Genomic DNA, 14,476 nt, shown 5'->3' on the forward strand with positions numbered 1-14,476 from the left:
GGGGATAGGTATGTGCTCGACGACGAATCTCATGACCTTATCGCGGGCAAGCCACGCTCCCACAGGGGAATCAATCTCCTGTGGGAGCGTGGCTTGCCCGCGATAAGGTCAATGAGGTCTCGGACATGTCGTTTTCAGATCACAACAACTTATGCTCCATCGCATATTTCACCAGATCAGCCAGGGAATGCAGATTCATCTTCTGCATCAGCCGTGCTTTGTGGGTGCTGATGGTCTTGCTGCTCAGGTTCAGTTGCTGGGCGATGTCGTTGACGTTGGCGCCTTGAGCCAAGCGTTCGAACACAGAGAACTCGCGCTCGGACAATAGCGAATGCAATGGCCTGTTATCCGTCAGCCCGACTTCGAAGACCATGCGGTCGGCAAGGTCCGGGTCGATGTAACGACCACCCGCCGCTACCCGTCGAATTGCCGTCAGCAGTAACGCCGGATCGCTGTCCTTGGTCGCATAACCGGCAGCCCCGACTTTCAAGGCGCGCGCTGCCATTTGCGCTTCGTCGTGCATTGACAGCACCAGTATGGCTGGCGGATTGGTCAGCGCGCGAATACGCGGGATCGCCTCAAGGCCGTTCACTCCCGGCATGGAGATATCCAGCAGCACCACCTCGCATTCAGTCTGACGAAGAGCCTCAAGCAGCTGCTCACCGTTACTGGCCTCGCCCACCACGAGCAAATCCTTGGCAAGGCCGATCAACTGCTTGATGCCTTCACGAACAATAGTGTGGTCTTCAGCTACCAGTACACGAATCACTTGTGTTGCTCCTGCCCGGCTTGATGCAGCGGAATATAGGCGCGCAAGGTTGTGCCCTCACCTGTCTCACTGTCCAGCTCCAGTCGCCCGCCAAGCATCAACACCCGCTCGCGCATGCCCACCAGACCGAACGACACGACCTTACCCTGCGGCTGAACAAAACCAATACCGTCGTCGGCAATGGTCAGGCACATGACGCCATCGTCCAGCGTAAGGCTCACGTCCACGGTGTGCGCCTGAGCATGACGTATAACGTTAGTCAGCGCCTCCTGCAAAATCCGGAACATGCCAATGGCCAAAGCATCGCTGAGCGTCGGCAAATTATCAGGCACGTCCACCAGACACGGAATTTGCGTGCGCGCCTCGAACCGTTGCGCCTGCCATTCGATGGCCGACGCGATACCCGCATCGAGGATCGGCGGGCGTAGCGCGGTCGCCACGTCGCGCACCAACTGGAACAATTGCGATATCAGGCGCTTCATGCTGTTGAGCCGATCGCGCAAGCCCGGATCAAGATCGGCGTAAGCCAGCTCACACATGGACGTTTCCAGCTTGAGCACGGTCAACATCTGACCCAATTCGTCGTGAACTTCCCGGGCGATACGCGCCTTTTCCTCCTCGCGCACGCTTTCCAGATGCGCCGACAGCTCGCGCAGTTGTTCGTGGTAACGACGACGCTCGGTCACGTCAGTGAGGAACACCACCAGATACTCGGACTCCTCGAAGCGCAGGAAACTCAAGGAGACATCGGCGGGCAGAACGCTGCCGTCGGCACACACACAATTGGTTTCGAATGTCTGAGCAATCCCTTCACTGGAGCGCGCACTTTTCCAAAGGCCCAGCCAGCGATCCATGTGCAGCGTAGGCTCAAAATCAATCAGCGGCCGATCCACTACGCCGCCGGACGAATAACCCAGCATGGCTTCTGCCGCATGGTTGGCATAGCGCACGCGACTGTCCCAGTTGACCCAGAGAATGCCCACAGTGCTTTGATCAATGGAAAACTGTGCCAGCTTTAACGCCTCTTCACCTGCCTCGCGCCGCGCCAGTTCTTCGCGAGCAAGCAACACATCGCGCTCCAGCGACTGCTGCTGACGTCGCTGCCATATAACAATGGCGGAACTGGCCAGCAGTAATACCAGCAGCAACAGACAGATGTTTTGCCAGAAACCAGGCGATTCGCTGGCTTTCACAGCATTGAGCGGCAGCCAGCGCGCATGCAACTGATCAAGCTCTTTGGCCGGAATCGCATGCAGGGCAGCGCTGATAATGTCCGCCAACTCAGGCACATCCCGACGGGAAGCGACGCGCAGCAATTGGGGATAGCCAATATCGCCGACAATACTCAGCCCGGCGAACTCCGGCTCCCGAGACAAGCGACTGAGCTGCGCCTCATCAAGCACGGCATAACGCGCCTGCTGACTCAACAATAATTGCAGCGCTTGCCGATCCAGCGGTACGCCTTGCAGGTTGATATGGGGATAGGTGTTACGCAGGTAGTCGGCGGTGACGCTGGGCATGCGAATCGCTACGCGCGTGCGGCTGTCGAGCTTCTCAAGGTCCACGACACCAGAGCCGTCGCGCTCGCCCACCACCAGTTGCGAAATCCGCATATAGGGATCGGAAAACAGCCAGACACGAAGGCCAGCCGGGGTTTGAGTCAGACCGGGGGCAATATCCACCATGCCTTGCGCCAAGGCCTCCTCCAAAGCGGCCTGATCAGGGAAGTTACGCCAGAGCAGTTCAGTTTGCAGGCTCCTGCCGAGCAGATTCATCAAGTCGACGTTGGCGCCGGAAAGCTGCTGCTGACGACGATCAAGCTGCGCATAAGGTGCCTGCATTACCAGCCCAACCCGCAAGGGGCCACGCTTTGCAAGCCATGCGCGCTGCTCAGCCGACAGCGGCGTGGACACGGCAGGCTCTGAATCCGCCTGAGCCACGGCGTTGAAAATCATCAAGAGCAGGGCCAGACAGCCGATAACTCCAGTGCGCAGCAGAACCATCATCAAGGTGTCGTTCCCATGTTTTCTATGTAGTCGTTTGAACCGATGCGCCACTCAAGCATGGGCCTGACAAATCCTTACCAACCCATTAGGCTGCCAAGATAGTTTCTGGCCTGGAATATCCGATGTCCTACACATTTCGCGCAACGCTTCCTTCGCTTTGTCTAGCGCTGATACTACCTTGCGCGTTGCCTGTCATGGCGGCAGATCCTGCTCCTGCAAAAGATGCTGCAACCGAACCTGCCGTGGAAAGGGCACCACTGTTACCGCGCACTCAAGAAGATGCGCTGGCCCTTGAAGGGCGTTTGCCGGTTGCCGATCAACAGCAATTACAGGCTGGCGAAGACAGTTTCCTCGCCTTGTGGAAGCCAGCCAACACTGACGATCCCAAAGGTGCAGTGATCATTATTCCCGGTGCTGACGAGTCGGCTGACTCTCCGGATGCCGTAGGCCCGTTGCGACGCAAGTTTCCGGACATCGGTTGGTCAAGCCTGAGCCTGACCCTGCCCGACCAGTTGGCTGATTACAATCAGGCCAGAGCCGCCGATGCGCCTGCAGAAGAGGGTGCAGCAGAAAAACCCAAAGACGCGGCCAAAGCTACCGCGCCAACTGATGCCGACAAAGCCGCTGCCGCAGAAAAAGAGGCTGCTGCTGAAACAGCAAGAGCTGCTGCCGCAGAGGAGCAGGCCAAGGCTCAGGCTGAGCGTATCTTCGCCCGAATTGAAAGCGGCATCAGCTTCGCACAACAGAACAAGGCCCGCAGCATCGTGCTGCTCGGTCATGGCAGCGGTGCCTATTGGGCAGCCCGTTACTTGAGCGAACGCCCGGCGCCGCTGGTACAGAAATTCGCCATGGTCACGGCGCGAGAGCCCGCAGACGCCAAGCCACTGCTGACCGAGCTGATACCCGGCCTTAAAGTGAAAACCTCGGACTTCATTTACAAGGACGCGAACAACAGGTCTCCGATGGAACGTCTGCAAATCAGCAAGCGTGCAAAAGGACCAGGCTACAGCCAGATTCCTCTGACCGCGATTCCGGGTAACGCTGCTGCAGAGCAGGAACAGATGTTTCGCAGGATTCGCGGGTGGGTTGAGTCGCAGTAAGCCCTTGACCTTGCAGGACCGCCTCTAGCCGGTCCTACAGAACTTCTTAGGACTTGCTCTGCCTCGATCAAAACCCGCGCCGCGCCTTGATCACTTTGTAGGCGTTATGCAAATCCTGAGTCCGGTCCGTTGCATCGCGCACCTGCAACTGGCTAGCGCCAGAACCGGCTACTTTATCCGGGTGGTGTCGACTGAGCAGGCGGCGATAGGCACGTTTCACCTGCGCAGGATCCGCATCGGCTTGCACGCCCAGCAGTTTCAGTGCCGCCTGGTAATCGTTGCTGTTGTTAGCCAGCGGTTTACGGGGGGCTTCGTGCCCGGAAGCCAGTGAGTCAACTCTGGCCGGCGACCAGCCGAGCCATTTACCCCACCAGACGATCAACTCTCGCTCACCGCGTGAAGGTTTGCCGTTGGCCCATGCCATGCGCCAACACGCGCGCAGCAGCGCTTCAGCCGTATGCGGCTGGGGGGCGAGCCGACGCAGATGGCCGCGCAGATTATCACCCCCGTCCTTGCCTCGATTGAAGGCCGCGATAGCCCGGCGTTGAGCAGGCTCACTCATGCCCATACGATGCATTTCAGCCCGCGCCTGCTGGATGTGCTGCTCGACCACCCGCCCGTCATTCTTTGCCAACCGACCCAGCAGGACGAACAGCAACTCATCATCGCGCAGCGCCGCACGACCGCGCATGCGCTCCCGCAAATGTGCCCAGCTCTGCAGTGCCAGACGCCGATCCAGTGCTTGCCCCAACAACGCGCCCAGCAAGGCGCCCGGGATGCTGGCAATGGCAAACCCGGCTCCGGCGCCCAAAAGGGTAGATGGCCAGAGCATTAGTGTCTCGCCGCGAGCAACTGCTCGACCTGAGCAAGGCGCTCATGGGTGCCGACATCGACCCACTGCCCGGTAAAATGCTCACCGGTCACTTGCCCTTGCTCCATGGCTGCTCGCAACAGCGGCGCGAGTTTGAAAGCACCGGCCTGGCAATCTGCAAACAGTTTCGGGTGAAGGATGGCAATGCCACTGTAGGTGAGCCTTGCACCGGCATCGCTGGAATCACGAACCTGCCCGTCGATCAACGAAAAGTCACCCTGCGGGTGGTGCTCCGGATTATCGATCAACACAAGGTGAGCCAGACCGGCCATTGGCACTCGCAGTGCGCTGAAGTCGTAATCGGTCCAGACATCGCCGTTTACGACCATAAAAGGCTGATCACCCAGCAGCGGCAGCGCACGAAAAATACCGCCGCCCGTTTCAAGCGGCTCACCTTCAGGTGAATACGCAATACGCAGCCCCAAACGTTCGCCGTTCCCCAGGTAATCTTCAATCTGTTGCCCAAGCCAGGCGTGATTGATCACTACATCGTGAAACCCTGCCTCATGCAGCGCGCGCAGATGATATTCAATCAGCGGCACACCGCCTGCACGAACCAGCGGCTTTGGAGTGTGCAGGGTCAATGGACGCATTCGCTCGCCCTTCCCTGCTGCCAGAATCATCGCTTTCATGCCTGCCTCATCAACACAATCGATAGCCTTATTTCAATGATGACCTTCATACCGTGGCGCGATTCAGAGCGATCCGCTCGCCGGTCGTTTCAAGCTGGTCAGCAAGTTAGCCAGTTCAGCCAACTCTGGTCGCCGCTCCAGCACCGCGTCTATATAAGCAAAGAAGCGCGGAACATCGGCCAGATAACGCGGTTTGCCGTCACGATGGCAGATACGGGCGAAGATACCGATGACCTTCAAATGACGCTGTACGCCCATCAGGTCACTGGCACGCAGAAACTCTGCAAAGTCCTCCTGAACAGGAATCCCCGCCGCGCGAGCCTTTTCCCAGTAAATTTCCAGCCAGCCATGCACTCGATCTTGCGGCCAACTGAGAAAGGCGTCCTTGAACAGGCAGGTCACGTCGTAAGTGACGGGTCCATAGACCGCATCCTGGAAATCCAGCACTCCCGGATTAGGTTCGCTAAGCATCAGGTTACGCGGCATGAAGTCACGGTGCACCAGCACTCTGGGCTGCGCCAGCGCGCTCTCGATCAAGAGATCACTGACGCGCTGCCAACTCGCCAATTGCTGCTGATCCATCTCGATGCCGAGGTGTTTGCGCACATACCATTCAGGAAACAGTTCCAGTTCACGGCGCAACAAGGCGACGTCATAGCTGGGCAGCGGTGCATCCATCGGCAGTTGCTGATAAGCCAGCAGCGCATCGAAAGCATCGGCGAACAAAGCGTCTGCGTTTTGCTCGTTGATGACATCAAGGTAGGTTTTTCGCCCAAGATCGCTTAGCAGCAAAAAGCCCTGAACAAGATCTTCGGCATAAATTTCAGGAACATTAATCCCTGATTTATTTAACAAACGGGCAATATCCACGAATGGTTTGCAGTTTTCCTGAGGCGGCGGAGCATCCATCACAATAAAAGTTTGCTCACCACCCTCCCAGCGAAAATAACGGCGAAAACTGGCATCGCTACTGGCCGCGGTCAACGTGGCCGGGGGAATCGCGCCCCAGCCCTGCGCTGAAAACAGCGCGGGAAGCTGCTCATCGAGCCAGGTTTTCAGGCGTTGCAGGCGTACATCTTGATCTGGCATTGCAAGGGTCTCCGACGGCGCTAGCCGTCAAGCGGGTCATGCTTTATTATCCGACATCTTTTTCAGCCCATCGAGAGGCGTGCGGCCCCCCCGCGGGCAGATGGCGCGCAGGAAGCCCGGATTAATAAGATGGCATTGAAATCCCCCGCGTTTCGTAGAAAGTTTCCGTTGCTCATAACCGGCAGTTTGCTGGCGATGCAACCTTTAGCCACTCAGTTCGCGGTAGCCGCCGAACAGTATGACTGCTCAGTCTCTGCTTCGGGTGCCTGGAATTGCGCGCCGAAAAGCAATGCAGTCGAGCTGCCTCCGCGTCCAGTGCACAGCACGACGTCGGTCAGCTCCAACGGCACTGTCACTTCGGACAGTAGCTCCACCAGCGAACCTGCCGTGGCCAAGCCGCAGTTGGTGACCGAAGCCAAAGGGCGCGGTCTCAAGTCGCGCAGTGCTGACTACAGCCACCTTGACTGGGTTCCTCGCGAAAGCCTGACGCCTGCCCAGCTCGCAGAAACCGGACCTTACTGTTCCGGGGCCTACGTCGAGCCGATTCGTCCTGGCATGGATGACAAGACGCCGAAGAAAGACGCGCCGATGTTCATCGGTGCCAAGGCTTCGCGTTATCAGCAAGAAGAGCAGATTGCTTCGCTGGCCGGTGACGTCGTTCTGCGTCAGGGCAGCATGCAGGTCCAGGCCCAGGAGGCCAACCTGTATCAAGCCGAAAACCGCGGCGAGTTGAACGGCGATGTCCGTATGCGCGACAACGGCGCTCTCATCGTCGGTGACCGTGCCGAGCTGCAACTGGACACCGGTGAGGCCCAGATCGACAACGCAGAGTACGTGCTGCACAAGTCGAACGTGCGCGGTAACGCCCTTTACGCCAAGCGTGCCGAGAACGCGATCATTCGCCTCAAGGACGGTACGTACACCACGTGCGAACCGAACAGCAACGCGTGGACGCTCAAAGGCAACAACATCACGCTGAACCCGGCCACCGGTTTCGGTACGGCGACCAACGCAACGCTTCGGGTCAAAGACATACCGGTGTTCTACACACCGTATATCTACTTCCCGATCGATGACCGCCGCCAGTCAGGCTTCCTGCCGCCGTCCATCAGCACCAGCAGTGATACCGGCTTCATGCTGGTAACGCCGTACTATTTCAACCTGGCACCGAACTACGATGCCACGCTCTATCCTCGCTACATGTCCAAACGCGGCATGTTGATGGAAGGCGAGTTCCGCTACCTGACCAAAAGCAGCGAAGGTCAATTTGGCGGCGCATACCTCAACGACGACGATGACGAGCGCAAAGAGCAGACGGATTACAAAGACACTCGCTGGATGATGAACTGGCAGCACAAAGGCGGCCTCGATTCGCGCTGGCTGACTCAGGTCGACTACACCGATATAAGTGACCCGTATTACTTCCAGGATCTGGAAACCAGCCAGATTGGCGTGGAAACCCGCACCTATATCAATCAGCAGGGCTCTCTGACGTATCGGGGAGACACCTATACCGCTGCGATCAACGCGCAGGCTTACAAGCTGGCGACGGTGTCCCAAATCACACCGTACGACAGGTTGCCGCAAATCACATTCAACGGGTCTCTGCCTTACAACCCGGGTGGATTGCAGTTCGACTACCAAACCGAAGCCGTACGATTTGACCGCGACCTGCGCGACGGCAACTACATTGACCAAGACGGCAACGCAGAGGCGCGTCTGGACACTCGCGTGTCGGGTCTGGCCCGTGCCAATGGTGATCGCCTGAATCTGGCCCCGTCGGTCAGCCTGCCGCTGAACTGGAGTTACGGCTACCTGACGCCGAAGCTGAAATATGTCTATACCCAGTACGAACTGGATCTGGACAGCCAAGGCAAGGCAAGCCTGCTTCAGGGCGAAGAGTACAGCAGCAGCCAAAGCCGCAGCGTACCGATATTCAGTGTCGACAGCGGCCTGTACTTCGACCGCAATACAAACTGGTTCGGCAAGGATTATCGTCAAACCCTGGAGCCACGCCTGTTCTATCTTTATGTTCCAGAGAAAGACCAGTCTGACATCCCGGTATTCGATACCTCTGAAACCACGTTCAACTACAGCTCGCTGTTCCGCGATAATCGCTTTGTCGGCTCCGACCGCATTGGCGACGAAAACAAGCTGTCGCTGGGTGTTACCAACCGCTGGATCGAAGACAACGGATTCGAACGTCAACGCTTCAGCATTGGCCAGGCGATCTACTTCAAGGATCGTGAAGTACAACTGCCAGGCGTAGCTTTCAGAGACCGTGATGACGCGCAAGCCAACGTATCGCCTTACGCGCTCGAGTACGAATACCGCTTCAACCGCGACCTGCGCTTCAACTCGGACTTCAACTGGGACCCGGACAGCCACAGCACACGCTCCGGCAGTGCGATGTTCCACTACCAGCCTGAAGACAACCCGAACAAGGTCATCAACGCTGGCTACCGCTATCGTAATGATCAGATCCGTTATGACCAGAACACTGGCAGATGGGTCATGGGTGGGGATTACGGCACTCCAGGTCAACCGGGGTACGTGAAGGACTACTACAAGATCCAGCAACACGACTTCTCGGTCATCTGGCCGATCGTTCCGCAGTGGAACGCAATCAGCCGCTGGCAGTTCGACTACAACCGCAACCGCACGATCGAAGCTTTCGGTGGTTTCGAATATGACAATTGCTGCTGGAAACTGCGCCTGATCAGTCGCTACTGGGTCGATTACGACGAGTTCAGCCAGAACGAGCCTGAGAACGAAAAAGGCGACCGCGGCGTATTCCTACAAATCGTGTTGAAGGGGCTAGGCGGCGTGACCGGCGCCAAAGTAGATAGCTTCCTCGACAAAGGCATCCAAGGTTATCGTGAACGTGAAGACCAAGCTTTCTGATTGTCTGCGCCCGCTAATGCTGGGCGCGTTACTCCTGGGAACTGCAGCCAACGCTGCAGTTCAGCAACTGGACAGTGTTGCAGCCATCGTCGATAACGATGTGATCATGAAGAGCCAGGTGGACCAGCGTGTCCGCGAAGTTCAACAGACCATTGCCAAACGCGGCTCAGGTGTTCCTCCTGCAGAGGCCTTGCAGCCACAGGTTCTGGAACGTCTGATTCTGGAAAACCTGCAACTGCAGATAGGCGACCGCTCCGGCATTCGCATCACTGACGAAGAGCTGAACCAGGCAATCGGTACCATCGCTGAACGCAACAACATGAGCGTGGAACAATTCCGCGCCGCGCTGGCCCATGACGGTCTTTCCTATAACGACGCGCGCGAGCAGGTTCGTCGGGAAATGATCATCAGCCGGGTGCGTCAACGCCGTGTGGCCGAGCGCATTCAGGTTTCGGAGCAGGAAGTGAAAAACTTCCTGGCTTCCGGCCAGGGTCAGGCTCAACTGTCCGAAGAGTTCCACCTGGCGAACATCCTGATTGCTACCCCTGACAGTGCATCGTCAGACCAGATTCAGGCTGCGGCTCGCAAGGCTCAGGATCTGTACAGCAAGCTCAAGCAAGGCGCTGACTTCGGTCAGGCAGCCATTGCCAACTCGGCCAGCGAAAGCGCCCTTGAAGGTGGCGACATGGGCTGGCGTAAAGCCGCTCAACTGCCTCCTCCATTTGGTGACATGCTGGGTTCGATGCCGGTTGGCGACGTTACGCCTCCAGCCCGTACTCCGGGCGGCTTCATCATCCTCAAGCTGCTGGAGAAGCGCGGCGGTCAGGGTCAGGCACAGATGCGCGACGAAGTACACGTGCGTCATATCCTGATCAAGCCAAGCGAAATTCGTAGCGAAGAAGAAACACGGCGTCTGGCGCAGAAGATCTATGATCGCATCCAGAACGGCGATGACTTCGCTGAACTGGCGAAGAGCTTCTCCGAAGATCCGGGCTCGGCACTCAACGGTGGTGACCTGAACTGGGTTGACCCGAACTCGCTGGTTCCGGAGTTCCGTCAGGTCATGAACGACACGCCGCAAGGCACTTTGTCCAAGCCGTTCAAGACTGCTTATGGCTGGCACGTGCTGGAAGTTCTTGGCCGTCGCGCTACGGACGCTACCAACCAGGCGCGCGACCAGCAAGCCTTGATGGTATTGCGCAACCGCAAGTATGACGAAGAGCTGCAAACCTGGTTGCGTCAGATCCGTGACGAAGCCTACGTTGAGATCAAGCTCCCTGGCGCAGCCCAGGCTGCACAGTGAAACCCCGGCGTTTCGCACTGACACCCGGCGAGCCGGCCGGCATTGGTCCTGACCTTTGCCTGCTGCTCGCCACGCAACTTCAGCCACACCCCCTTATTGCCATTACCAGCCGCGACCTGCTCACCGAGCGGGCCGCGCAGTTGGGCGTGGTTGTCGATCTGATCTGCGTCACACCTGATGCCTTCCCGGACACTGCCGCTCCTGCCGGCAGCCTTTACGTCTGGGATACGCCACTGCAAGAGCCGGTGATTACGGGCCGACTGAACAAGGCCAATGGCGCGTTCGTTCTGCAAACCCTGACCCGCGCCGGACAAGGCTGCATGGACGGCCACTTCGCCGGGATGATAACGGCCCCGGTCCACAAGGGCGTCATCAACGAAAGCGGCATCGCCTTTTCTGGCCACACCGAATTTCTTGCCGAGCTGACCGGGACTGAACAGGTGGTGATGATGCTGGCGACCGGCGATCTGCGCGTCGCGCTGGTCACCACTCACCTGCCGCTACGCGAGGTCGCCGACGCTATTACCCCTGAGCGTCTGGAACGTGTGACACGCATTCTTCACGCGGATCTGGTGAACAAGTTCGGCATCGCCCGGCCGCGTATCCTGGTGTGCGGGCTTAACCCCCACGCCGGTGAAAGCGGGCACCTGGGGCGCGAAGAGATCGACATCATAGAACCTGCTTTGGAGCGTCTGCGCAGCGAGGGCCTGGATCTACGCGGGCCACTGCCAGCCGACACTCTGTTTACCCCCAAATATCTGGAGCACTGCGACGCAGTGCTGGCGATGTACCACGACCAGGGCCTGCCTGTACTCAAGTACAAAGGCTTCGGTGCTGCTGTCAACGTGACCCTAGGCTTGCCGATTGTTCGCACCTCTGTCGACCACGGCACTGCGCTGGATCTGGCAGGCACTGGCAAAATCGACACCGGCAGCCTGCAGGTCGCTCTGGAAACCGCCTATCAGATGGCCGAGACCCATTCATGACCGAGCAATTTCAACACAAGGCGCGCAAGCGCTTCGGACAAAACTTCCTGCATGACGCGGGCGTGATCGACAAGATCCTGCGAGCCATACGTGCCCGTCCGGAAGATCGCCTGCTTGAGATCGGGCCCGGCCAGGGCGCCCTGACCCAAGGCTTGCTCGGCAGCGGCGCACAGCTGGACGTCGTGGAACTGGACAAAGACCTGATCCCGATCCTGATCCACCAGTTTGGCAACAAGCCCAATTTCAACCTGCATCAAGGCGATGCACTGAAATTCGACTTCACCTCGCTCGGCGCCTCGGCAAACAGCCTGCGCGTGGTCGGCAACCTGCCTTACAACATCTCCACGCCGCTGATTTTCCATCTGCTGCACAACGCCAACCTGATTCGCGACATGCACTTCATGCTGCAGAAGGAAGTGGTTGAGCGCATGGCAGCGGTTCCCGGCGGCGGTGATTACGGTCGCCTGTCGATCATGGTTCAGTACCATTGCCGGGTAGAGCACCTGTTCAACGTCGGACCGGGCGCTTTCAACCCGCCGCCAAAGGTGGACTCGGCAATTGTCCGCCTTGTGCCCCACGAAACACTGCCGCATCCGGCCAAGGATCATCGCCTGCTGGAGCGCGTGGTACGTGAAGCGTTTAACCAGCGCCGCAAGACATTGCGCAACACACTCAAGTTACTGCTTAGCAGTGACGATATTACGGCTGCAGGGGTCGATGGCAGTCTGCGCCCCGAGCAACTGGACCTGGCCGCATTCGTTCGCCTCGCTGACAAACTGAGCGAAATGCCAGCACCGGCCTGAGCCCAAAGGACATGTAGATGATCGAAGTCTGATTGGTCATTTATCGTTTACATGTCCTAGACTGATTCCACCGGCTTTCCGGTTTTATCCGCATCCGCTTCCAAGGCCTTCCGAATGCCCGATTCCCGATACCAGGTCGACGTCAGCGTCGTCACACGCTTCCTGGCAGAGCAGTCACAACCCGAGCAGAATCGCTTTGCCTTCGCCTACACCGTCACCGTCCACAACAGCGGCGAACTGCCTGCCAAGTTGATGTCCCGGCATTGGGTGATCACCGATGGTGATGGCCATGTCGAAGAGGTACGTGGTGAAGGCGTGGTGGGGCAACAACCTTTGATTGCTGCCGGGAAAAGCCATACGTACAGCAGCGGCACCGTGATGACGACCAAGGTTGGCAACATGCAGGGCTCGTATCAAATGCTCGCTGACGACGGCAAGCGCTTCGATGCGGTCATCGCTCCGTTTCGCCTGGCGGTACCGGGGTCTCTTCACTGATGGCGGTGTACGCCGTTGGTGACCTGCAAGGTTGCCTCGAACCTCTGCAGTGCCTGCTGGAACATGTGAATTTCGACCCGGCCAGGGATCGCCTCTGGCTGGTGGGCGATCTGGTCAACCGCGGCCCTCAGTCGCTGGAAACCCTGCGCTTTCTGTACAGCATCCGCGACTCGGTCAACTGCGTACTCGGTAACCACGATCTGCATATGCTTGCCGCGTCGCGCAACATTGAGCGCCTGAAGAAAGGCGATACGCTGCGTCCCATTCTTGAGGCACCCGATTGCAACGATCTGCTGCAATGGGTGCGGCGGCAAAAGCTGCTGCACTACGATGCCGAGCGCAACGTTGCCATGGCTCACGCCGGTATCCCTCCCCAGTGGACCTTGAAAAAAGCCCTCAAGCTGGCTGCTGAGGTGGAAGCCACCCTGCTTGATGACTCGCTCTACCACCCGTTCCTTGACGGAATGTATGGCAACGAGCCAAACAAGTGGGACCCCGAACTGCATGGCGTTGCACGGCTACGGGTTATCACCAATTACTTCACCCGCATGCGCTTCTGCACCAGCGACGGCAAGCTGGACCTCAAGGGCAAGGAAGGAATCGAAACCGCCCTGCCCGGCTATGCGCCCTGGTTCAAGCATCCGGAGCGCAGGACCCGCGATGTGAAAATCATCTTCGGTCACTGGGCTGCGCTGGAGGGCCGTTGCGATGAGCCCGATGTCTACGCGCTGGACACCGGCTGCGTCTGGGGCTCTGCGATGACAATGCTTAATGTCGATACCTTCGAGCGGTATCTCTGCGATTGCGATGAGCACGGTAATGCTGAATCAGGTGCGACCCGAACCATTCTGCATGACCCGGCAGGCGTGATCAGGCGTTAAACTCCAGACTCGAATTAATTGCGATCCTGTGGGAGCGAATTCATTCGCGAAAAGGGGGCCGCGTGCAATACATCAACGGCTGACACACCGCTTTCGCGAATGAATTCGCTCCCACACAGACTGTGTGAAAACGTAGCGAGCGACGGCAAGACAAGGCAAAAACAGACGAAAAACGGCCGGGGTCGCGTCCGACTCTAGTGTTCTAAATGAGCATTTTTCGCCTGTTTTTAACGCAGTATTGCCGAGCGCAGTAGTTTTCACACAGTCTGCACAGGAATAACCACTGAGCCACAACCTTCAAGGAGCCAACCATGACCGAATTCAAACGTATCCCGCCAGAACAGGCTCAAGCCCTTCGCGAACAAGGTGCCGTGCTGGTGGACGTTCGCGATCCACAGGCCTTCGCCGGCAATCACATCCCTGATTCCCAACATCTGGACAACCAATCCATTGCCGACTTCATCCGCAATGCCGACCTGGATAAACCGGTGGTCGTAGTCTGCTATCACGGTAACTCCAGCCAGAGCGCCGCGGCTTATCTGGTGAATCAGGGTTTCTCCGATGTATACAGCCTGGATGGTGGCTTCGAGCTATGGCGCAACACCTTTCCAGCCGACACAGCCCAGAGCTGACAGAA

At 58.1% G+C, this 14,476-nt stretch carries 13 protein-coding genes; 8 read left to right on the top strand and 5 right to left on the bottom strand.

Annotated features, from left to right (window positions below; all coding sequences use genetic code 11):
* Positions 1-139 precede the first annotated feature (139 nt).
* Together K3169_RS27640 and K3169_RS27645 are read right to left on the bottom strand one after the other, a co-directional pair.
* Entirely contained in the window at positions 140-769 is a 630-nt protein-coding gene (locus K3169_RS27640; protein ID WP_027899443.1) for a response regulator transcription factor, read from the bottom strand.
* On the bottom strand, positions 766-2,775 hold the full coding sequence (locus tag K3169_RS27645; RefSeq protein ID WP_263269097.1) for a histidine kinase: 2,010 nt from the start codon (positions 2,773-2,775) through the stop codon (positions 766-768). Before K3169_RS27645 ends, K3169_RS27640 begins: the two co-directional genes overlap by 4 nt.
* 122 nt (positions 2,776-2,897) lie before the next feature.
* Between K3169_RS27645 and K3169_RS27650 the strand changes: the two genes are divergently transcribed.
* The gene (locus K3169_RS27650) at positions 2,898-3,875 is read left to right on the top strand and encodes an alpha/beta hydrolase family protein (protein WP_263269099.1); all 978 of its coding nucleotides are present in this window, start codon (positions 2,898-2,900) and stop codon (positions 3,873-3,875) included.
* Between the two features lie 67 nt (positions 3,876-3,942).
* Here K3169_RS27650 and K3169_RS27655 read toward each other — a convergent pair whose 3' ends face one another.
* The 3 genes from K3169_RS27655 to K3169_RS27665 form a co-directional block, all read right to left on the bottom strand.
* On the bottom strand, positions 3,943-4,707 hold the full coding sequence (locus tag K3169_RS27655; protein ID WP_231676413.1) for a DnaJ domain-containing protein: 765 nt from the start codon (positions 4,705-4,707) through the stop codon (positions 3,943-3,945).
* A complete protein-coding gene (gene murU, locus K3169_RS27660) occupies positions 4,707-5,378 on the bottom strand; it encodes an N-acetylmuramate alpha-1-phosphate uridylyltransferase MurU (RefSeq protein WP_122706826.1) in 672 nt (223 codons plus the stop codon). Before murU ends, K3169_RS27655 begins: the two co-directional genes overlap by 1 nt.
* Positions 5,379-5,441: 63 nt before the next feature.
* A complete protein-coding gene (locus tag K3169_RS27665) occupies positions 5,442-6,467 on the bottom strand; it encodes an aminoglycoside phosphotransferase family protein (RefSeq protein ID WP_231676394.1) in 1,026 nt (341 codons plus the stop codon).
* A 129-nt stretch (positions 6,468-6,596) separates the two neighbouring features.
* On the opposite strand from K3169_RS27665, the gene K3169_RS27670 reads away from it, so the two are divergent.
* The 7 genes from K3169_RS27670 (at position 6,597) to glpE (ending at position 14,471) form a co-directional block, all read left to right on the top strand.
* Entirely contained in the window at positions 6,597-9,371 is a 2,775-nt protein-coding gene (locus K3169_RS27670; RefSeq protein WP_263269102.1) for an LPS-assembly protein LptD, read from the top strand.
* Positions 9,352-10,674 carry a peptidylprolyl isomerase gene (locus tag K3169_RS27675; RefSeq protein ID WP_231676389.1) on the top strand — a complete coding sequence of 441 codons (1,323 nt, stop codon included), beginning with the start codon at positions 9,352-9,354 and terminating at the stop codon, positions 10,672-10,674. The genes K3169_RS27670 and K3169_RS27675 overlap by 20 nt, the downstream gene beginning before the upstream one ends.
* Positions 10,671-11,660 carry a 4-hydroxythreonine-4-phosphate dehydrogenase PdxA gene (pdxA, locus tag K3169_RS27680; RefSeq protein WP_263269105.1) on the top strand — a complete coding sequence of 330 codons (990 nt, stop codon included), beginning with the start codon at positions 10,671-10,673 and terminating at the stop codon, positions 11,658-11,660. The genes K3169_RS27675 and pdxA overlap by 4 nt, the downstream gene beginning before the upstream one ends.
* Positions 11,657-12,463 (top strand): 16S rRNA (adenine(1518)-N(6)/adenine(1519)-N(6))-dimethyltransferase RsmA, encoded by an 807-nt coding sequence (gene rsmA / locus K3169_RS27685; protein WP_263269107.1) that lies wholly within the window; start codon positions 11,657-11,659, stop codon positions 12,461-12,463. Before pdxA ends, rsmA begins: the two co-directional genes overlap by 4 nt.
* A 114-nt stretch (positions 12,464-12,577) precedes the next feature.
* Entirely contained in the window at positions 12,578-12,958 is a 381-nt protein-coding gene (apaG, locus tag K3169_RS27690; protein WP_027899453.1) for a Co2+/Mg2+ efflux protein ApaG, read from the top strand.
* The gene (locus tag K3169_RS27695; protein WP_263269109.1) at positions 12,958-13,839 is read left to right on the top strand and encodes a symmetrical bis(5'-nucleosyl)-tetraphosphatase; all 882 of its coding nucleotides are present in this window, start codon (positions 12,958-12,960) and stop codon (positions 13,837-13,839) included. The genes apaG and K3169_RS27695 overlap by 1 nt, the downstream gene beginning before the upstream one ends.
* 311 nt (positions 13,840-14,150) lie before the next feature.
* Positions 14,151-14,471, top strand: coding sequence for a thiosulfate sulfurtransferase GlpE (gene glpE, locus K3169_RS27700; RefSeq protein WP_231666366.1), 321 nt, complete (start codon positions 14,151-14,153; stop codon positions 14,469-14,471).
* The last annotated feature ends 5 nt before the right edge of the window (positions 14,472-14,476 follow it).

The organism is Pseudomonas phytophila (assembly GCF_025643095.1).
GTDB lineage: Bacteria > Pseudomonadota > Gammaproteobacteria > Pseudomonadales > Pseudomonadaceae > Aquipseudomonas > Aquipseudomonas quasicaspiana.